The organism is Streptomyces cyaneus (genome assembly GCF_004028635.1).
Lineage (GTDB): Bacteria > Actinomycetota > Actinomycetes > Streptomycetales > Streptomycetaceae > Streptomyces > Streptomyces cyaneus.
In genome coordinates this window covers 404,589-425,652 of record NZ_RQJW01000006.1, presented here as the reverse complement: position 1 = coordinate 425,652, position 21,064 = coordinate 404,589, and the positions used below count along the sequence as shown (strand labels likewise).

The 21,064-nt window shown below is 72.8% G+C and carries 14 protein-coding genes; 4 read left to right on the top strand and 10 right to left on the bottom strand.

Features of this window, described 5'->3' with window-relative positions; translation table 11 throughout:
• The first annotated feature begins 71 nt into the window (after positions 1–71).
• On the top strand, positions 72–854 hold the full coding sequence (locus tag EHO50_RS24080; RefSeq protein ID WP_128433237.1) for a hypothetical protein: 783 nt from the start codon (positions 72–74) through the stop codon (positions 852–854).
• A 3-nt stretch (positions 855–857) separates the two neighbouring features.
• On the opposite strand, the gene EHO50_RS24075 is transcribed toward EHO50_RS24080, so the two are convergent.
• Positions 858–2,849: a cell division protein PerM gene (locus tag EHO50_RS24075; RefSeq protein ID WP_220096461.1), complete on the bottom strand. Its 1,992-nt coding sequence runs from the start codon at positions 2,847–2,849 to the stop codon at positions 858–860.
• Between the two features lie 96 nt (positions 2,850–2,945).
• On the opposite strand from EHO50_RS24075, the gene EHO50_RS24070 reads away from it, so the two are divergent.
• Entirely contained in the window at positions 2,946–3,872 is a 927-nt protein-coding gene (locus tag EHO50_RS24070) for a SigE family RNA polymerase sigma factor (protein ID WP_128433236.1), read from the top strand.
• A gap of 104 nt (positions 3,873–3,976) precedes the next feature.
• Here EHO50_RS24070 and sucD read toward each other — a convergent pair whose 3' ends face one another.
• The 8 genes from sucD to EHO50_RS24025 all read right to left on the bottom strand — a co-directional run bounded on the left by sucD (position 3,977) and on the right by EHO50_RS24025 (position 16,571).
• Entirely contained in the window at positions 3,977–4,861 is an 885-nt protein-coding gene (gene sucD, locus EHO50_RS24065; RefSeq protein ID WP_128433235.1) for a succinate--CoA ligase subunit alpha, read from the bottom strand.
• Positions 4,862–4,888: 27 nt separating this feature from the next.
• The gene (gene sucC, locus EHO50_RS24060; RefSeq protein WP_128433234.1) at positions 4,889–6,070 is read right to left on the bottom strand and encodes an ADP-forming succinate--CoA ligase subunit beta; all 1,182 of its coding nucleotides are present in this window, start codon (positions 6,068–6,070) and stop codon (positions 4,889–4,891) included.
• 597 nt (positions 6,071–6,667) lie between these two features.
• Entirely contained in the window at positions 6,668–8,866 is a 2,199-nt protein-coding gene (locus EHO50_RS24055) for a hypothetical protein (protein WP_128433233.1), read from the bottom strand.
• 286 nt (positions 8,867–9,152) lie between these two features.
• Positions 9,153–10,262: a hypothetical protein gene (locus EHO50_RS45670; RefSeq protein ID WP_164904926.1), complete on the bottom strand. Its 1,110-nt coding sequence runs from the start codon at positions 10,260–10,262 to the stop codon at positions 9,153–9,155.
• A gap of 290 nt (positions 10,263–10,552) precedes the next feature.
• Complete coding sequence (locus EHO50_RS24040; protein ID WP_128433230.1) at positions 10,553–11,716, bottom strand: VWA domain-containing protein; 1,164 nt, start codon at positions 11,714–11,716, stop codon at positions 10,553–10,555.
• A 184-nt stretch (positions 11,717–11,900) separates the two neighbouring features.
• The gene (locus EHO50_RS24035) at positions 11,901–14,948 is read right to left on the bottom strand and encodes a DUF5682 family protein (protein WP_246101368.1); all 3,048 of its coding nucleotides are present in this window, start codon (positions 14,946–14,948) and stop codon (positions 11,901–11,903) included.
• 105 nt (positions 14,949–15,053) lie between these two features.
• Positions 15,054–15,212 (bottom strand): hypothetical protein, encoded by a 159-nt coding sequence (locus EHO50_RS44110; protein WP_164904925.1) that lies wholly within the window; start codon positions 15,210–15,212, stop codon positions 15,054–15,056.
• A 228-nt stretch (positions 15,213–15,440) separates the two neighbouring features.
• Positions 15,441–16,571, bottom strand: a complete 1,131-nt coding sequence (locus EHO50_RS24025; protein ID WP_128433229.1) for an ATP-binding protein — start codon at positions 16,569–16,571, stop codon at positions 15,441–15,443.
• Between the two features lie 166 nt (positions 16,572–16,737).
• On the opposite strand from EHO50_RS24025, the gene EHO50_RS24020 reads away from it, so the two are divergent.
• Positions 16,738–18,093, top strand: a complete 1,356-nt coding sequence (locus tag EHO50_RS24020) for an SWIM zinc finger family protein (RefSeq protein ID WP_128433228.1) — start codon at positions 16,738–16,740, stop codon at positions 18,091–18,093.
• Between the two features lie 148 nt (positions 18,094–18,241).
• Entirely contained in the window at positions 18,242–19,957 is a 1,716-nt protein-coding gene (locus tag EHO50_RS24015; protein WP_220096460.1) for a DUF5691 domain-containing protein, read from the top strand.
• 92 nt (positions 19,958–20,049) lie between these two features.
• On the opposite strand, the gene icmB is transcribed toward EHO50_RS24015, so the two are convergent.
• The gene (gene icmB / locus EHO50_RS24010; RefSeq protein WP_128433227.1) at positions 20,050–20,466 is read right to left on the bottom strand and encodes a coenzyme B12-dependent isobutyryl CoA mutase small subunit; all 417 of its coding nucleotides are present in this window, start codon (positions 20,464–20,466) and stop codon (positions 20,050–20,052) included.
• Positions 20,467–21,064 lie beyond the last annotated feature (598 nt).

Genomic DNA, 21,064 nt, shown 5'->3' with positions numbered 1-21,064 from the left:
TGGTGCGGTGCGTTCACGAAGTGACAGCTCATGTCGGATCAGTCGTTCACCAAGGGGAAGACGCTCACTTGATGTCGGACCGCAGCCTGCGACTCCTCACTCTCCCTCCGCAGTCCGCGCAGGGAGGGAAGCGTGGCGCCGTCCTGCTGCGAGAGCGGCCCGCCTCGCCTCCCGACGCGCCCTCGGGCAAGAAGCCCGGCGACGAACAGAGCAGCGGCGCCCAGGACGACAACCCCTTCGCGCCCCCTCCGGAGGGCACACCGGACCGCCCGTGGCAGCCGCGGCGCCCTTCGGGCGAGGACGGCTCGCAGGGGTCGGGCGAGGGTGGCGGGCACTCCCCCTGGGGCAGCCAGTGGAGCGACCGCCAGCCGGGCCGCTCCCCCGACGGCTTCGGCGACCGCCCCCGCGGCGGCCCCGAAGGCCCCGGAAACGGCGGCCCGACCTCGGGCATGCGCTGGGACCCCACCGACCCCGCCCAGCGCCGCGCTCGCTACGCCCTGCTCTCCGGTATGTGGGCCTTCTTCTTCGCCCTCTTCAGCTGGCCGTACGTCGCGCTGCTCCTCGGCGCGCTGGCCCTCTACTGGGGCATCACCAGCCTCCGCACCAAGCCCCGCACCCCCGACCCGGACACCCCGGCCCCCCGCCCCACCGGCCGCCCCCAGACGACAGCGGCGGTGAGCGGCCTGGTCACGGCGTCCCTGGCCATCGCGGTGGTCGCGGCCGGGTTCACGGCGCAGGTGGTCTACAGCGACTACTACACCTGCACGAACGATGCGCTGACGAACGAGGCGAAGCAGGCGTGCAATGAGCATTTGCCGGAGGAGTTGCGGGGGGTTCTGGGCACGACGGATTAAGGATCAAGGCGACGGCTCGGGTGACGACTCCGGCGGTTGCTCCTGCGACTGCTCGGCCGACGGCTGCGGCGACGGCTCGGTGAGCGGGTAGTCGTACGGCTCGAAGGTCGTGTCGTGGTCGTACGCCAGGTGCGGGATGCCCTGGCCGGAAGCCTCGTAGGGAGCATCCTCGGCGTACTGCGCAGACCGGGCGTCCTGGTCCTTGCCCTGCTGCGGGAGGGACTGGTCCGGCGCCGGGGCCGTGACAGGGGCCTCCTCGCCGTAAGCGTTGTGCCCCGTCTTGGAGTCCGTCTTCGCGCCCGTCCACGAGTCAGCCTTCGCACCCGTCTTGGAGTCCGTCGGCGCTCCCTCGCGCTCCCCCGACTCCGCCGCCCGCGACAGCCTCCCGCCGGCCAACGGCAGCCGCTCCCGCAACCGGCGTCCACCCGGATCCGAGCCGCTCTCACCCGAGCCACCCTTCCCCGAGCCGCCGTCCTTCGAGCCGCCCTTCCCCGAGCCGCCATCCCCCGAGCCGCCCTTCCCCGACGCCTCCACCCGCGGCTTGCCGATCCGCGCCCCCTGCGTCTCGCTCCCCTGCTCCGCCCGACGCACCGCCCCCGCCCGGCACCGCCACGCCCGCACGAGCACCGCCACAGGGACCGCCAGCCCCGCGACCCACGCCAGCGTCGCCGCCCCCGCCTGCCACCACACCGGCCCGAAGCTCGCGAGCATCCCGACACCCAGCGGCCCACCCGACTGAGCGGCCAGCACAGCGACCACGACCGCGCAGAACACGGCAGCCAGCACGGCAACCGCGGCAGTACGCCCGCCCGACCAGACCTCAGCAGCCACGTGCCCAGCCCGAGACGGGGCCGCGACAGCTGCCCGCCCGCCCTGGGTCCGATACCCCTCAGCGGCCCGCCCGCCCTGGGTCCGAACCTCCTCAGCAGCCCGCCCACCCCCCGTCGCCGCCCCGGCCACAAACCACCCGACCACCACCCCCGCCACAACCGGCACCGCCCCGACCCCCCACTGCACAGGCCCCGCAACCCCCGCGTCCGGCAGCGCCTCCAGCAGCGGAAGCGGCGGCAGCAACGGCGTGGGGGCCGAGGACGCCGGCGCCACCACATGCCCCGCCCCGAGCACGAAACCCGGGCCCAGCGCATACGTCGCCGCCCACACCGCCGCGTTCGGCACGAGCGCCAGGCACAGCAGCAGCACCGCGAACCGCCCCGACCACCCCTCCGTCAGTTGCAGAAATGACCCTCGCGTCGCCGTGCCGTGCCACACCAGCGACCCGCCCACCAGCAACGCCCCGCCTCCGACCAGGGCCGCCGCGCCGGCCACGGCCGCACGCGCCGCCGCGCCGAGACGGGCGCGCGCCCGCACCCCGGGCACCAGCCGCCGTACCCATCTCGGCAGCCCGGCCAGCACACGCTCCACCACCTCGGGCGGCCGTCCGCACGCCGTCCACACCCCCGCCCCCGCCGCTCCCATCACGACCGCCGACACCCACAGTCCGGTCCACCACCACGCGGGCCGCAGCTCGCCCCCCGCCGCGTACACCGCGGCCGCCGTCCCGATCCCGAGGTACCCGAGCACGACGCCCGCCCACGCCGTGCGCCCCGGCACCAGTGGCATCCCATCGCCGCCGTCCGCCGCCGTGTCGCGTGCCGCCCGGTGCACCAGCAGCACCGGCAGTACGAGCAGCAGCATCGGCGTGACACCCATGGGCGCGGGGACGCCGGAGAGGGTGTCGGTGCGGACCAGTTCGGCGCCGTGCGCCAGCAGCCACAGCACGGCGGCGATCCGCAGCGCGCCCCCCGGCCCGCTGTCCGGATACGGCGAACTGACCCACAGCACCATCACCAGCACGGCGAACACACCCAGCCCCAGCCCCGCCGCCACCGCGCCTGACAGAAGGCTGGCGCCCAGCCCGGGCGTTCGGCCGCGCAGCCGCGTGAGCAGGGACGACGGGGGCGTTCTGCGAGCGGTCATGTCGATCACGCCCGCCATGCTCCCAACGACACGCGCTTTTCCGTCGTAACAGGCGAACCTCCGATGTGTCGCTCAATATATGTTTATGTACTTTTTCGTACGAAAGGGCGCGTTATGACGCAGAGTCCCGGCGGGAGGAGAGAGGCGTACGCGGAAGTGCTCAGCTCCCTCGCGGAGAAGACGGAGGCTCAGCAGGCCCCGGAAGAGCTTGAGGTGATGGCACGTCAGCCACCCGAACGGCGCCCCCTCTCCCCCGCCCAGGCCTTCGACGCTCTCTACGCCTTCTGCGCCCCCGCCCTCGTACGGCAGACGTACCTGCTCACCGGCCGCCGCGAACTCGCCCGCGAATCGGTCGAGCGGGCCTTCCAACTCGCCTGGCAGCGTTGGCCGGAGGTGGCCCGTGACCGGGACCCGGCGGGCTGGGTGCGGGCGACGGCGTACGACTGCGCCCTCTCCCCCTGGCACCGGTTCCGCCCCCGATACCGGCACCCCGAACCCCCGCCGCCGGACGCGTCCGACCGCGCCTTGCTGGACGTACTCCTCGAACTCCCGGCGTCACAGCGCCGCACGCTTCTTCTCTACGACGGTGTGGGCCTCGACCTGCCCGAAACGGCGGCGGAGACGGAGGCCAGCACCCCGGCGGCCGCGAACCGCCTCCTCCACGCCCGCGCCACGGTCGCCGCCCGCATCCCGGGTCTGTCCGACCCCACCGAACTCAACCGCCGTCTGGCCGAACTGGCCTCTGTGGAGCGCTTGCGCGCGGCCAAGCCGACGACGGTACGCGACGGCAGCGAACGCCGGGCCCGCTTCTGGACGCGAGCGGCGATCGCGTTCACCGTGGCCCTCATCGGCACGACGGCCCTGACACTGCGAACGGCACCGACCCGATACGAGCCACCGGTACCGCCGGGGGCGACGGTGCGCGGGGTACCGCCGAGAGTGGCGCCGGGGCCGCTGTCGGAGGCGGAGCTGGAGCTGAGGGCGAAGCTGCGGTCCGAGATGCAGAACGGGCCGGAGAGACTGGCACCGCAGGTCGAGTAAACGCCGGTAGGCCCGCTCCCACAGAGGGAACGGGCCTACCGGCGTTCAGCTGGGTGCCGTAACTAAAGCCGCAACTACAGCCGTAACTGCGGCCGTAACTACGTTCAGCCGCCGAGGATCTCGCGAGCCAGCTTCGCCGTCTCGGTCGGCGTCTTGCCGACCTTGACGCCGGCGGCCTCGAGGGCCTCCTTCTTCGCCTGGGCGGTGCCGGACGAACCGGAGACGATGGCGCCGGCGTGGCCCATGGTCTTGCCCTCGGGCGCGGTGAAGCCCGCGACGTAGCCGACGACCGGCTTGGTCACGTTCTCCTTGATGAAGGCCGCGGCCCGCTCCTCGGCGTCGCCACCGATCTCGCCGATCATGACGATCAGGTCGGTGTCGGGGTCGGCCTGGAAGGCGGCGAGCGCGTCGATGTGCGTGGTGCCGATGATCGGGTCACCACCGATGCCGACGGCGGTCGAGAAGCCGATGTCACGCAGCTCGTACATCATCTGGTACGTCAGCGTGCCGGACTTCGAGACCAGGCCGATGCGGCCCGGCTTGGTGATGTCGCCCGGGATGATGCCGACGTTGGACTGACCCGGGGTGATGATGCCGGGGCAGTTCGGGCCGATGATGCGGGTCTTGTTGCCCTTCTTGCCGGCGTACGCCCAGAAGGCGGCCGTGTCGTGCACGGCGATGCCCTCGGTGATCACGACGGCCAGCGGGATCTCGGCGTCGATGGCCTCGACGACCGCGTCCTTGGTGAACTTCTCCGGCACGAAGATGACGGAGACGTTGGCGCCGGTCTTCTCGATGGCCTCCTTGACGGTACCGAAGACCGGTACCTCGGTGCCGTCGAAGTCCACGGAGGTGCCCGCCTTGCGCGGGTTCACGCCGCCCACGACCTCGGTGCCGTCACCGAGCATGAGCTTGGTGTGCTTCATGCCCGTGGAGCCGGTCATGCCCTGGACGATGACCTTGCTGTCCTTGTTGAGCCAGATAGCCATGGTGTGTTGTGTCCTCGTCCTGAGTGCTTACTTGGCGGCGTGAGCCAGTTCGGCGGCCTTGTCGGCCGCGCCGTCCATGGTGTCGACGCGCTGGACCAGCGGGTGGTTGGCGTCGGTGAGGATCTGCCGGCCGAGCTCGGCGTTGTTGCCGTCGAGGCGGACGACGAGCGGCTTGGTGACTTCCTCGCCACGGTCCTCGAGGAGCTTCAGGGCCTGGACGATGCCGTTGGCGACCTCGTCACAGGCGGTGATGCCACCGAAGACGTTGACGAAGACGGACTTGACGTCCGGGTCGCCGAGGATGATCTCCAGACCGTTGGCCATGACCTGGGCGGAGGCGCCACCGCCGATGTCCAGGAAGTTGGCCGGCTTGACGTTGCCGTGGTTCTCACCGGCGTAGGCGACGACGTCCAGGGTGCTCATGACGAGACCCGCGCCGTTGCCGATGATGCCGACCTCGCCCTCGAGCTTGACGTAGTTGAGGCCCTTCGCCTTGGCCGCGGCCTCGAGCGGGTTGGCCGCGTCCTTGTCGTGGAGCTCCTCGTACTCGGGGTGGCGGAACTCGGCGTTCTCGTCGAGCGACACCTTGCCGTCGAGGGCGATGACGTCACCGGAGGCGACCTTCGCGAGCGGGTTGACCTCGACGAGGAGGGCGTCCGACTTGATGAAGGTGTCCCACAGCTTGATCAGGACGTTGGCGACCTTGTCGGCGACCTCGGCCGGGAACTTCGCCGCGGCCACGATCTCCTGGGCCTTGGCCTCGTCCACGCCGTCGATAGCGTCAATGGCGATCTTGGCGACGGCCTCCGGGCGGGTGGCCGCCACCTCCTCGATCTCCATGCCGCCCTCGACGGAGGCGATGGAGAGGAAGGTGCGGTTGGCACGGTCGAGGAGGAAGGAGACGTAGTACTCCTCCAGGATCTCCGGAGCCGTCTCGGCGATCATGACCTTGTGGACCGTGTGGCCCTTGATGTCCATGCCGAGGATGTCGGTCGCCCGGGCGACGGCCTCGTCCGCGGTCGCGGCGAGCTTGACGCCACCGGCCTTGCCACGGCCGCCGACCTTCACCTGTGCCTTGACGACGGACTTGCCACCGAGGCGCTCAGTGGCTGCGCGGGCCGCCTCAGGCGTGTCGATGACTTCACCGGCCAGCACCGGTACATCGTGCTTGGCGAAGAGGTCCCTCGCCTGGTACTCGAACAGGTCCACGCGCTTCCGTCCCTATCAGTGATCTCGCGGTTCGTTGGATGCGTGGGCGTGCCGCGAAGGGCAACGTGACGTCCGCCGTCTGTCACAAGGGAGGCGCACACGGTGTCCGAGCGCGCGGCATGTCCGTCTCGCAGGTTATCGCTGCTTGCAGGAGGCCCCTAAATCGAGGGTCACACCTGAGCGGTGATACCTGTCACATGATGCCGCCATCAGCAAAGATCTCTGGCACAGCGTGCCGCCTGTGAGGTTCCGGTAGCGCGCCGGTAGCGCAACGGGAAGGACCTCACCGGGCTGGGGTTGACCCGGTGAGGTCCCTTGAGCAGCCCGAAGGGGCACGAATGGGCCGCCCCTGTGGGTTTTGGGCCGGTGATCCCCACCCCAATGGGGATCACCGGCCCTTCCGCGGGGTTCCGGTCGGATCGGCCGACGGTGTTCGGCCGTCCGGGTCCCTTGGCCCCGCGGAGTCGGTCGGTCGCCTCGGCGGGCGCGGGTCGCGGACGCGGGTGGTGCGTGCGTTCGCGGTCACGCCCGCCGTGGCGGCGGGTGCGCCGTACGCGGCTCCGCCGGGAGCCGTCGTACGACGCCGGGGTGGTGCGGTCAGCTGTGGTACGCGCCCCCCTGGTAGAGGTCCTGCTGGTAGAGGTCCTGCGCGTAACCCGGCGTGACCGACTGGGCGACCCCCTGCACACCGGTGCTCGCGTTGCCGGCCAGCGGGCCAGCCGAGTACTGGACCGTGCCGGTCAGGTCCTCGGCGAAGGGCGCGGCCTGCGCGGCGACACCGTGCGCGAAGGGGTCGACCTCGCCGACGACCCCGCCCGCGAACGGCCGCACATCGCCGGCCACGCCGTACGCCAGGGTCGTGGCGCTGCCGCCGACGCCCTGCGCGACCGGCTGAACGGTGTCGACGACTGTGTCGACGACGGGCTGCACGGCGCCGGTGACGCCGTACGCGAAGGGCTGCGCATGAGCGGCGACCCCCCCGGCGAAGGGGACGGCCTGCCCGGCCACCCCGTGCGCGAACGGGTCGACCTCGCCGACGACCCCGCCGGCGAACGGCCGCACATCGCCGGCCACGCCGTACGCCAGCGCACCCGCGTCCGCGACGGCCTGCCCGGCGACCGGCACGACGCCGTGGACGGCGGTGCCGGCGACGGGCGGCAGGACGGCACCACTGCCGTCCCCGGTCACCTGACCGACCAGACCGGTGGCGTACGGCGGTACGTCCGCGGCGACGCCCTGCACGACCGGCTGAACGTCGGAGACGGCGCCGGAGGCGATGGGCTGGACATCGGCAACGGTGCCGTGGGCGAAGTGCTGTACGTCGCCGACCGCGCCGTGGGCCACCGGCTGCACGCCCTGGACAGCACCGCCGACGACCGGCTGGACCCCCTGGACCGCACCGGCGGCGACCGGCTGAACGCCCTGGACCGCACCGGTGGCGATCGGCTGGACGCCGGCGACGGCCTGGCCGGCCACGGGCTGGACGTCGGCGACGACGCCGTACGCCAGCGCCGTCGCGGCATCGACCGTGTGCCCGGCGGTCCGGGCGACCCCGGCCACCGCGCCCTGGGCGACCGGAACGACGCCGTCCACCGCCTGGCCGACGACCGGCTGCACCCCGGCCACGGCGCCGACGGCCACGGGCTGGACGCCGGCCACCGCGTTTCCGGCGACCGGGGTCACCCCGGCCGCGGCGTGGGTGGCGGTGGGGACTACACCGGCAACAGCGTGTTGGGCTGTGGGGACGACGCCCTCGACGGCGTGCCCGGCAACCGGGCGCACGCCGTGCACGGCCTCGGTGGCGATCGGCGGGACGGCCGCGTCGGCGGTCTGCCCGACGACCGGGGTGACCGTGCCCGGGACGGCGCTGACCGTGCCGACGACCCGCTGCTCCACGCCGCCGACCGTGCCGGTGACATGGCCGGGGACGGCGGAGACGGATGCCTCGGCGGCCGTCTTGACCGCGGTGGCCTTGCCCGTGGCGGTGGACTTGGCGGCCGTCGCCGTGCCCGCGGTCCTGCTGTCGGCGTAGGCGACGGCGGCCTGCCCGGCGCCCTGCACACCGGCCGCGGTGCGACCCGCGCCCGCGACGGCGTACTGCGCCTTCGTCCGTACGACGCCCTCGACGCCCTGCGCCTGCGAACGGGCCGCCGCCTGTGTGCCCTGCAGCTTCGTCTGGGCGGCGGCGAGCGCCTTCTCCAGCTCGGGGGCGAAGGCGGCGAGGGGGCCGAAGAGGTAGTCGATGGTGCCGGGGAGCTCCGGGGCGTCCTGCGATGCGTTCCTGACATCGGCGACGGCATCGCGGGCGTCCGCGGAGAGATGGGCCCCGGCCTGAGCGGCCGCCTTGTCCGCGCGGGCGGCCTTGGCGCCATGGATGACCTGGGCGGCGCCCTTTGCCTTGGCGGCCTTGGCGGAGGTGGCAGAGGTGGCGGAGGACGGGACCGTGACCTTGGCGTCGACGTAACGGCGGGCCTGCTCGGCGGTGCTGGCGGGCGCCGTCTTGGCCGTACCGGCGGTGTCGGAGGCCGTCTCGGTCACCGTGCTGGTGGCGCCGTCGGTGACGCCGGAGACGGTGTCGGTCACGTCGGAGACGACGCCGTTGACGGTGCCGGTTACGGCGCCGAGCAGGCCGGGGTCATCGGCGCTGTCGGCCGCGGCCGTCGCGTCGGTGGTCGTGTCCGGTACGGAGAGGGTGGAGGCGGGCAGCTCGTCCGCGCTTGCGGCGGCCGAACCGAGCGCCCAGGCGCCGGTGACACCGGCGGCTATGACGATCGAACGGCGGATGTTCTTGTTCATACGTGCGTCGGATCCCTAGATCTTGGGGCTCCGAAGGCCCCCGGAGGAACGGAGATGCGAAGAACTCCATGGAATTCCGGGACTTCGGACGGTTTGGGGACATTCCGGCGCCGGTTCGGGTCGCGGTCCGGGCAGTTGGGGACCAGCGGGACCGGGTACGGCACCGGCGGCTTCCGTCCGGGGGATGTCGGTGACATCCGGGAGCTGGGGGGTCTCCGGACGGGCGGGCAGACCTGTTTCCGCCCCCGCGCGGCAGGTCTACGGCGGGGAGGGTCGGCCTACCGGCCTAAGCGGGGGAAACCGGAATGTCCCGGTGCCTGTCCTGGATCTCGTCCGCGTCGACACGGGCGGCGGCGCCGGGCACGAGCCGCATCGGAGGCCGCTGGTTCAGCGAGACGGCGTGTGCGTCACCGTGCCGCGACGAACCGCTGTCCCCCGCCGAACGGTTGCCCAGCACACCGCCCGGCTGATCGACCGGCGCTGGGTGGACGGGGACGTAACCGACGGTCGCACCGCGGTGCGCGCCGCCGACGACCGGGGCGTGCGACGAGATGACGTCAGCGATGTCGGCGACATCGGCGACGACCCGGGGGCCGAAGACGACGGCCACTTCTTCCTTGCCGTTACGCCCCTCGCCGTCGCGTCCGTCGCCCGACGCGGGCGCCGCGAACCCCGGCTGCGGCGCCCCGGTGACGGGCGCGGGCAACGTCTGCCCCGGCACCGCGGGCACCTCGGGAAGCTCCGTACCGGGAAGTCCTGGCACCCCGGGGAATTCCACCCCCGGCATGCTCGGCCACGCCGGCGACTGGGGCGCCGTCGGCGGCACGGGCAGCGCAGGCAGCGCAGGCAGCGACGCCAACGGCGGCACCTTCGCCTGCAGCTCGGCCAGCCCCTCGGTCAACCCCTCCGTCACGGACCGCACGACGTCGCCGACCGGCTGTACGACATGGGGGCCGACGGCCTGGGGGGCCTGGTCCTGGGGGGCCTGGTCCTGGGGAGCCGGATGCGGAGGAGTTGTCGGCTTGGCCGGAGCGGCCGACTCATCGCGAACACCGCCGGGCTTGGCCGGCACGGTCGCGACCCCCTCGACCGAACTCTCCGTCGCCGACCGCAGATCGGCGGAGGACGCGGAGGGTGAGGAGAGTGAGGAGGCTGCGATGGATGAAGAAGCCGCGTTGGATGAGGAGGCTGCGGTGAACGAGGAGGCTGCGGACGTGGCCGGCGACGCAGACGAACTGCCCACCGACACCCCGTCCGCCGCATACGCCCGCTCTCCGCAGAGGAACCCGAGCGCGAACAGACCGCCCACCAGCAACACCGCCTGCAGCGCACGCCGCCCGGCCGCCGTGCGCACGACGCGCAGAGCGGCACCCGGCAGAGCGGCTGGCCAGGTCAAGGGGGACGGTCCTCCCATGCGACGGAACGAAGTACGCGTGATGCGCAGCGAAGTACCCGTGACGAGCAGCGAGTCGATGCGACGCGGTACGGACGAGCGGAGCGCGGCGCACCGCTGAACAGGTGTCCGATACTCGCACGGCCCTCCCGAGGTTGCGCAAGCCCCCCGTTCCCGATGCGCCTCATGTCCCTTTTGCTGGACCAAGTCGGACGTCACCAGGTCGACAAATCACCAGTCGCTCAGCGCCGTTCCGCCTCGTCACGCTGCCTCCTCGGCCTCACGCCATGTCCTTAGACCGTGTCCGGCACCGGAATCGGCCGCTTCTCGATGGCCGCCGCCATCACATCCGGGAACAGGTCGGGCGTACAGGCGAAGGCCGGTGCGCCCAGCGCCGCGAGCGCCGCGGCATGCTCTCGGTCGTACGCGGGCGCCCCCTCGTCCGACAGCGCCAGCAGCGCCACGAACTGCACCCCCGACGCCTTCATCGCGGCGACTCTCTTGAGCATCTCGTTCCGTATGCCTCCCTCGTACAGGTCGCTGATCAGCACGACCACCGTCTCCGCGGGCCGGGTGATCTGCGACTGGCAGTAAGCGAGCGCCCGGTTGATGTCCGTGCCGCCGCCGAGCTGAGTGCCGAACAGGACGTCGACCGGGTCGTCGAGCTGGTCGGTGAGGTCGACGACGGATGTGTCGAAGACCACGAGCCGCGTACTGATGGACCGCATGGACGCCAGCACGGCCCCGAACACCGACGCGTACACCACGGACGCCGCCATAGACCCGGACTGGTCGATGCAGAGGACGACCTCCTTCTTCACGGACTGCGACGCCCGCCCGTACCCGATGAGCCGCTCCGGCACGACCGTCCGGTACTCCGGCAGGTAGTGCTTGAGGTTGGCCGCGATCGTGCGGTTCCAGTCGATGTCGTGGTGGCGTGGCCGGTTGATCCGGGCGCTGCGGTCGAGGGCACCGGTGAGGGTGGCCCGGGTGCGGGTGGCGAGCCGCTTCTCCAGGTCCTCGACGACTTTGCGCACGACGGCCCTTGCCGTCTCCTTCGTGGTCTCCGGCATCGCCTTGTTGAGCGACAGCAGCGTGCCGACGAGGTGCACGTCCGCTTCCACCGCCTCCAGCATCTCCGGCTCCAGCAGCAGGGTGTTCAGCCCGAGCCGGTCGATGGCGTCCCGCTGCATGACCTGAACGACGGACGACGGGAAGTACATCCGGATGTCCCCGAGCCATCGCGCCACGGACGGCGCCGACGCCCCGAGCCCCGCCGAACGCTCCTTCCCCGGCCGCTCCTTGTCCCCCTTGCCGTAGAGCGCGGCGAGCGCCCCGTCCATCGCGGCGTCCCGCCCGGAGAGCGCGCATCCGGTGCCGTCGGCTTCGTCCCCGCCCAGCACCATCCGCCACCGTCGCAGCCGCTCCCGGTCCGGATCCATGGCTTCGGTCGTCATCGGCATGCTCCCTTGCGAGGCCGATCCCACAGCGGGATCACCGGGATTACCGGGATCAGGGGGATCACCGGGGTCAGCAGCACAGCCGTAGTCGTGGGCCCGCCTGGCACCGGGAACCCATGCGCTTGCCTGCCGGTACCCACCGCTCCGGCCCGCTCCCTCAGCTCCGTCACACCATCAGTCGTCATCCCGTCGCCCCCACAAGGTCGTTCTCACCAAGCTCGTTCTCGAGGTTCTCTTCCAAGTGGTCCAGCCCCAGCAGCAACCGCACCACCGGCAGCACCGCATCCGCCCGCTCCAGGTCGAGCTCGGCGGCGAAGCCGGGTATGCCGGAGCCTCCGGCCCCCGTGCTCCCCCGCACCCCTGGCCCACGCCGCACCAGCTCACCCAGGGTCCGACGCACTCCCGGCTCATACGCCGAGAACGTCCGCCTCAGCAGCGGCAGCACGTCCGTGAACGCCTCCGCCGGCACTCCCGTCAACCACGCATCGACCAACCCGAGCAGCCGCTCGTCATGGACGAGCAGCATCCCGCCCCCGGAACCGCCACCGACGAACCCCTCGATCCAGGCGGCCGCGTCCCCCGGCGGCGTCCCCGGCGACAGCGCGAGCCCCATCAACCGCGCCGCCTCGTCCTGCGCCAACTCCCCGTCATCCAGCAGCAGTCGGACGGCACGCCCCCGGATGACACCCGGCACGGTGTCCCGCACGGCCAGCACCCGAAGCACCCTGTGCCACCGCTTACGCAGGTCGCCGTGGCCGTGGTCGAGGGCGAGGGCGAGCGCGGTGCTCGGGGTGTCGCCGTGGCCTGTGGTGCCGCGTCCTGAGGGGGTACCGCTCTCTCCTTTCTCTCCTTGGGTGCCGCGGCCTGAGGGGACGCTGCTATCACCTTGGGCGCCGCGGCCTGACGGGGCGCCGCCCTCGTCTCGGGCACCGTGTCCCGCAACGGCGGCCTCGCTCTCGGTACCCCCGTCCGATGCGGGAACCTCACCCCCCGTGCTCCGGCCCAACGCGGGTGCCTCGCGCCCTGCACCCCGTCCCGAGGACACCGCGTCGCCCAGCAACCCCACCGCCCCGTGCACCGCGTCCACATGGCGCCGCATTTCCTCCGCCGCGTCCGCGTCCAGAGCGGCGCAGGCCGGGGGGAGGCCGACGAAGATGCGCTCGGCGAGCCCCGCGGCGACCTCCGTGAGCGCTTCGGTGTCCGTGCCGCGCACATCGCCGTACCGCAGGGAACGGACCAGTGCGGGCAGGGCCTGGGCGAGATGGCCGACGTCCGCGTCGAGGGCGGCCCGGTCGGCGAGGATCCGCATCACCGCGGGCAGCGCGTCCGGCAGTTCGGCCAGCAGGCAGCGCTCGGCCAGCGCGGTGACGTCGGCCAGGCCCTGCGCGGCGACGGCGTCCGCCTCCGCCTTGGCGGTCGCCGCGGAGAACACGGTGGTCCCCCACACCCCGGCCTCCGCGACCCGCACGGACAGCTCGGGCTCCCACCGCAGCCGCCACGTCTCCCGGAACGTCCCCGTGCTGCCCCGCGACGCGACCGGCTCTCCCCACTCCACGCCGAGCAGTCGCAGCCGGTGCAGCAGCCTGCTGCGCTCGGCGTCGTTCTCCTTGCGCAGGTCGAGCTCCAACTCCCGCTCCAGCGCCTCCGGTTTGAGCCGCAGCCGACGCTGGATCCGGTCCAGGTCCCGCTGCAACGGCACCGCCGGCGCCGACCGCGGCACCTCCCCCAGCACGTCCCCCACGACGAGCCGGTCGTGCACCAGCGCCAACGGCAGGTCCGAGCCCTCGCACATCACCGCCCGCACCGCGTCGGTCGTCTCGCTCAACCCCGGCAACGGGCGCCCCCGCATCGCCGCGAGCGTCTCCGCCAGCCGCACCGCCTCGATGACATGCGCCGAGGACACGATCCGGTCCTCGTCCCGCAGCAGCCCGGCCACCTTGGTCATCCACCGCTCGACCGGTCGGTCCGGCGCGCCGAAGAGATGCCCGTACCACCCCGGCGAGTCGATCCCCGCCCCGTACCCGCTGACCCGAGCCAACCGGCGATACGTCCACGGCACCCACGTCATGTCGGCCTTGACCTTGGGCAACCCCTTCAGCAGCGCCTTGTCGGCGGCCACGGTGCTCTTCCGCCGCAGCGCGGGCACATGCCACGCCCCGCACACCACGGCCACCTCATCCCCGAACTCCCGCTGAGCAGCCCGCACTTGGAGCCGCATATACGCCTCCCGCACGAGATCCCGCTCATGCCCCCCGCTCCCGTACGCCTCCCGCAACGCCCCCATGGCCTCCTCAAGCCCGAGAAACGGCGCGAACGCGTTACCGTCCCCCACTCCCCGGTGCTCGAAGACGTCCTCCCACCACCGCTCGGGATCGTCATAACCAGCGGCATCGGCGAGCACGGCAAGGGGATCGACCCGGACATCGGCACGGGAGCCACTCCCGTCCGCCCCACCGACGTCAGACGCACGGTCACTCCCTGAGCCGCCCTCCGCCGCAGAACCGCCCCCCGGACCGCCTTCTGGCGTAAGGCCGCCCGACAGGCCGACTTCCGGCTGGCCGCCACCCGCCGAGCCAGTGTCCAGGGTGCCGTCGTCAGCCGAGTCGGGTACCGACACACGGCCCCCTGCCCCACCGGCGTCAGCTGCCCCGCCCTCCTGGCCGACACCCTCGGTTTCCGGCTGAACGCCACCCTCGGTGCCCGGCTGAACGCCACCCCCGTGCCCCGACTGGGCGCCACCCTCAGTCCCCTGCTCAGCGTCGCCCCCCGGCTCCGCCTCCCGCCCCACCCCGCCCCCCGTATCGAGCGCGGCCTCATCCTGCCTGCCCCACGCCAGCGTGTGCGTGGCCGGCAGGTCGATGAAGCGGGCCGGGACCTGGTGCTCCAGGGCCCAGCGGATCGCGACCCACTCCGGGGAGAACTCGGCCATCGGCCAGAAGGCCGAGCGGCCGGGCTCGTCCACGGCGTGGGCGAGGAGGGCGACCGGCGGGCGCATGTCCTCGTCGGCGGCGAGCAGGATCAGGGCATCCGCCTCCGGCGGTCCCTCGATCAGCACGGCCCGCGGCCTGGCCGCATCCAGCGCCGCACGCACGGCCCGCGCCGACCCGGGCCCGTGGTGCCGCACGCCGAGCAGCAGCGGTCCCGGCGGCTTCGATACCGGGGCGGGTGCAACCGAAGTGCCCGAGCACCCCGCCGACACGTCCCCCGCCCAGTAGGCACTCGCCTCCATACCCTCGCTCCCCTCCCCGTCAACGCCTGTCACACCGTCCCCCTCGCCTCCGCTGCCACCATGTGTCCTCACCGCACGCCTCCCGACCTAGCAGTTCCCCCACGGTCACAGAACCGCCCTCACCGCCCCGCCGATCACCGCCCCGCCGATCACCGACTCGCCCACGCGACCACCGCGCGCACCCTCGGCCACCACCCCGGCCGCGCCCCGCGTCACGACGGGCGAACTGCCCCGCACCACGGCCTCCAAGTCACCCCGCGCCATAGCCTCCGAGCCGCCCCGCATGCCGGCCCCGAGGAACCCGCATCACAACCCCCCGAGCCCCCCGCCACACCACCGCGCACACCCCCCTCACGGCCCACCCACCCGGCCTCGTCCAGCCCGCCTCGTCCACCCCGCCTCACCGCGCCACCCCGGCCGCGGATCCGCCCGCCGTCGACCCACCGCCCGCCTTAGATCCGCCACTCGGACGCCCCCACCCAAGGTCGTCGTTCACGCGCTCACCTCCCGGCACGCCCGGTAGAAGTCCGTCCAGCCGTCCCGCTCACGCACGACCGCCTCCAGGTACTCCTGCCAGATGGTCCGGTCGGCCGCCGGATCGCGGACGACGGCGCCGAGGATGCCCGCGGCCACGTCGCCGGATCGCAGGACGCCGTCGCCGAAGTGGGCGGCCAGCGCGAGGCCGTTGGTGACGACGGAGATCGCCTCGGCCGTCGACAGCGTGCCGCTCGGCGACTTCAGCTTGGTGCGGCCGTCGGACGTCACCCCGTCGCGCAGCTCGCGGAAGACTGTTACGACGCGGCGGATCTCGTCGATGCCGTCGGGCGCGGCCGGCAGGTCGAGGGAGCGGCCGATCTGGTCGACGCGGCGGGAGACAATGGCCACCTCGGCCTCGACGCTCTCCGGCAACGGCAGCACGACCGTGTTGAAGCGGCGGCGCAGAGCGCTGGAGAGGTCGTTGACGCCTCGGTCGCGGTCGTTGGCCGTGGCGATGAGGTTGAAGCCGCGGACCGCCTGCACCTCCTGCCCCAACTCCGGTATCGGCAGCGTCTTCTCCGACAGGATCGTGATCAGCGTGTCCTGCACGTCGGCAGGAATACGGGTCAGCTCCTCGACCCGTGCGGTCATCCCCTCCGCCATGGCCCGCATGACGGGGCTCGGCACGAGGGCGTCACGGCTCGGCCCGTGCGCGAGCAGCTGCGCGTAGTTCCAGCCGTAGCGGATGGCTTCCTCGGGCGTGCCCGCCGTGCCCTGCACGAGCAGCGTCGAGTCGCCGCTGACCGCCGCGGCCAGGTGCTCGGAGACCCAGGTCTTGGCGGTGCCGGGCACGCCGAGCAGGAGCAGGGCGCGATCGGTGGCGAGCGTGGTGACGGCGACCTCGACCAGGCGGCGCGGGCCCACGTACTTCGGCGTGATCACCGTGCCGTCCGGCAGCGTGCCGCCGAGCAGATACGTGGCCACCGCCCACGGCGACAGCTTCCAGCGGGCCGGGCGCGGACGGTCGTCCTGCGCGGCCAGTGCGGCGAGTTCATGGGCGAACGCGTTCTCGGCGTGCGGCCGCAACGCCTCGGCCGGTTCCGTCTCCCCCGCTTCGACGGACGTCGGTGCTACGGACACAGGCATGGCAAAGTCCCCCTCCAGCTCGGCCGGTTCAGCCGTTTCGGATCTGGCATCCACCGTGCACCACGCCACTGACAATGCGTTCCGACCTGCGCAAACGCGCCCGTGAGGCCGCCCGCAAGACCTCGGCCCCGGCCGATTGTCAGTGGTGGGATCTACCTTCGATGGCATGACTCAGCAGGGGGTGCGCTGGACCGCGGACCAGGTGCTGGCACTGGCGCCTGACGCCGCATCACGCAAAGCGGGAAGCAAACTCGGCGCGGCGGGGCCGTGGTCCGAGGCGGGGAGTTCCGACGAGGGGACGGTGTGGGGGCTGTGCAAGGGCAGTGGCAGCAAGCCGTATCAGACGGTCATCGACATCGCGGACGCGGCCGGGCCCGCGTACAAGTGCAGTTGCCCGAGCCGGAAGTTCCCGTGCAAGCACGCGCTCGGGCTGCTGCTGCTCTGGGCGGGCGGGGAAGGTGCGGTGTCGCCGGGGCAGCCGCCGGACTGGGCGGAGCAGTGGATAAAGGGGAGAAGGCAGCGCGCGCAGGACAAGCGAGCGGCGGGCGCGTCCGGATCCTCGTCCGCGTCCGGTGACCCGGAAGCGGCTCGGCGCAGGGCGGAGCGCCGGGCCCTGCGGGTCACCGCGGGCGCGACGGAGTTGGAGCAGCGCCTGGCGGACCTGCTGCGCGGCGGCTTGGCCGGCGCGGAACAGGCGGGGTACGGACCGTGGGAGGAGACGGCGGCCCGCATGGTCGACGCCCAGGCCCCTGGACTGGCCGCACGGGTGAGGGACCTCGGGGCGATCCCGGCGTCCGGTCCCGGCTGGCCCGTGCGCCTGCTGGAGGAGTGCGCCCTTGTGCACCTCCTCGACCAGGGCTGGCTGCGCCGCGAGCGGCTGCCCGACGGCCTGGCGGACACGGTTCGCTCCCGCATCGGCCTGCCCGCCTCGGCGGACGGCCCGCCGGTGCGGGACCGCTGGCTGGTCCTCGCCCAGTACGACACGGCGGACACAAAACTGACGACGCGCCGGATATGGCTCTACGGCGCCGACTCGGGCCGCACCGCGCTGCTCCTCTCCTACGGCGCCGCCGGCCGCGCCCCGGAGCTGGCGCTGCCGGTGGGACTGGTCCTGGAGGCGGAGGTGTCGGCGTACCCGGGCGCCGGGCAGCTGCGGGCGGCTCTGGGCGAGCAGTTCGCACCGCCCGCGCCCGCAGCGATACGGCCGCCGGGAGTGACGACGACCGAGGCGACCGCCCGTTACAGCGAGGCGCTCCGCGACGACCCGTGGCTGGACTCCGTCCCGGTGACCCTGGACCGGGTCGTACCGGCCCCGGACGGCGACTCGTGGCAGCTGGCGGACGCCGACGCGGACACGGCACTGCCACTCACCCCGGCCGCCCGCGCCCGCCCCGGTCTGTGGCGCCTGGTCGCGCTGGCGGGCGGCGCACCGGTCAAGGTGTTCGGCGAGTGCGGCCACCGTGGCTTCACCCCGTTGACGGCCTGGCCGGAGGGGACGGGAGAGGCGGTGCAGCTGTGCTGAGCGGCGCGTCTCGTGCCGCCCCTGCGACGGATTGTGCGATACCCGCCGCCCCGGCCGGACGTCCCATCCATCTCACCGGCCACGCGACGGGCGTGGGCCTCAACCCCCTCCGCGGCACCCCTCACTAAGGAAGAGAGGAAGGAACCTCATGAACAGGCCCTCCGTTCCCGTGGGTTCCCCCGCGCCGGGCGCCGTGAATTCGCCCGCGCCGGGAACCGTCGACTCGCCCGCGCCAGGAACCGTCGACTCGCCCGCCCCGGGAGCCGTGGACTCGTCCCCGTCCGGCGCCTGGGAGGAGCTCGTCACGGCGGCGCTGCTCGGCACGGACCGGCGTAGACCCCCGGGCTGCGCGCCGGGGCAGGAGGCGCCGAAGGCGCTGCTGGACGTGGCGGCCGTGGAGACCGTACGGCGGCGGGCGGGGCTGCGGCCGGCGCGAGCGGCGCAGCGTCCGCAGCCGGCCCCCGAGGACCCGCGACCGGCGCTGCCCCCGGCGGCCGCTCGGAGGTTGGCGATGCTGCTGGCCGACCGTCCCGGCGCGGCGGGCGGCGGCCGCAGAGGCACGGCACCGGACCTCATGGAGCTGCTGCCCCAGTGGCTCGCGACGGCGAACGACCGTGGTTTCGCGCCGCCCCCTCAGTCGCTGCCCGCACTGCTGGACGCGGCGCGGGGGCGTACGGATCTGCGGCCGGCGGCGCTGACGTTCGCGGGCCCGCGCGCGGTGTGGCTCGCCCGGCTGAACCCGGACTGGCGGTTCGCCCTGCGCGCGGCGCCCGGCGGGGGCGCGGCGCTGCCGCAGCTCGAGGACTCGGCCAGGGTCCAACAGCTGTGGCAGGAGGGGCTGTTCGCCGAGCGTGTCGGCCTGCTCTCCGCGATACGCGTGCGTGAGCCCGCCGCCGCGCGCGAGCTGCTGACCGCGACATGGGCGACGGAGCGGGCCGAGGACAGGCTGATGTTCCTCGACTCGTTGCGGACGGGGCTGGGCCCGCAGGACGAGCCGTTCCTGGAGCAGGCGCTGGCCGACCGGAGCCGCAACGTCCGAGCGACGGCGGCGGAGTTGCTCTCCGCACTGCCGGGTTCGGCGCTCGCCGCGCGGATGGCGGTGCGCGCCGGGTCGTGCGTGGCGCTGGACCACACGCAGCAGACGCCGGCGATCAGTGTCGAGGCGCCGCACGAGTGCGACACGGGCATGGAGCGCGACGGTGTCGTGGCCAAGGCCCCGGCCGGGCGGGGTGAACGGTCGTGGTGGTTCGGCCAGTTGGTGGAGGCGGCGCCACTCAGCACGTGGCCGGGGCGGCTCGGAGGGCGTAGTCCTCGGGAGATCGTGGCACTGCCGGTGGCGGACGACTGGCAGGGCGAGTTGCACGCGGCGTGGTGCCGGGCGGCGGTACGGCAACGGGACGGCGAGTGGGCGAGGGCGCTGCTCGGCTCACCCTCGGCTCCCGAAGCGGGCGGTCCAGGGGCGGTGTCCTTGGCCGAGCGAGCGAAGCTTCTCGGCACGCTGGGCTCCGCGGAGCGGGCCGAGTGGGTCGCCGGGTTCATCGCGGCGCACGGTCTGTCCGAGGCGTTTCAGCTGCTCGGGGTGTGTGCGGTGCCGTGGGCGGCGCCGCTCGGGCGGGCGGTGGTCGACGCGCTCAACATCGCGCGGGACGCGGGGAGTTATCCATGGAGTTTCAGTGGAGTGATGGGGCTGGCCGAGCGCTGCCTGGACCCGGCCGAGGCGAGCCGCCTGGACGGCCTGCAGGCGGTGCCGGACGAGTCGGAGGACGCCTCGCCTGGGGCCGGGGGGTACTGGGCGGAGGCGTTCCAGCGACTGGTCACGACGTTGCGGCTGCGGGCGGCGATGACCGAGGAGCTGGAGACGTAGACACCCTGAGGCCTCCGGTCGGACTCCGGCCCGCACCCCAGGCTCCTGCCCACGGCCTGCTCCCCGCACGCGGCCCCGGTCGAGCGCAGCGGCTATGCCCCCGCCGGCTGATGTACGTTCGCCCGCACCCAGTCCACGATCGACTGCGTCGTCGCCCCGGGCGTGAAGATCTCCGCGACGCCCTTCTCCTTCAGCGGGGGGATGTCCGCCTCGGGGATGATCCCGCCGCCGAAGACCAGGATGTCCTCCGCGTCGCGCTCCTTGAGGAGTTCGATCACGGCGGCGAAGAGGGTGTTGTGGGCGCCGGAGAGGATGGACAGGCCGATCGCGTCGGCGTCCTCCTGGATCGCGGTGTCGACGATCTGCTCGGGTGTCTGGTGAAGCCCGGTGTAGATGACCTCCATACCGGCGTCGCGCAGCGCCCGCGCGATGACCTTGGCCCCGCGATCGTGGCCGTCGAGTCCCGGCTTGGCCACCACCACGCGGATCGGACCGGCTGCCACACCCATCACTGCCTCCATGAAGCGACTACATCCATCCGTACCGACAAGTACCGCCCATATATGAGTTATGCCGCACAGCTGGCACATGTCATACATGGTGCGCGTATTGCACTTTTCCGCTGCTCACCGCACCGGACGCGCCACTACGGCACGGACGCCCCGGGCCACGCCGCCCGAAGAAGTGAACGAACGTTATCTCCAGCATCCCGCAACCGGCAGTTTCGCGGTGCAGACCGAGGGGGAAATCACACGGTGGGACACGTTCGCCGCGCACCGTTCCACATCTTTGCGGCACACGGGCCGCAGCAGCTTGCGGTACCCGCGTCGCAGCGGGACCACGCGCAACGGGAGCCGCAACGAGGTCGCCGCACCACCGCGCCGCAGGCCGCGCGCCGTGGCGGTGCGGCGCATCGACGGTCGCACGAAGGGCACGTAGGGCAGGTAAGGCACGACAGCGGGGAGCCTCGTCGCCACACCGGCAGGGAGCCCCGGCAGGTCATCGGCGCACCACGGCCGACAGGACTGGCTCACGCCACGCGCCTCGCTCACCCCATGCGCCCTCCTCATGCCCCGCCGACCACCTCCGCCGCGGCTTCCCACGAGG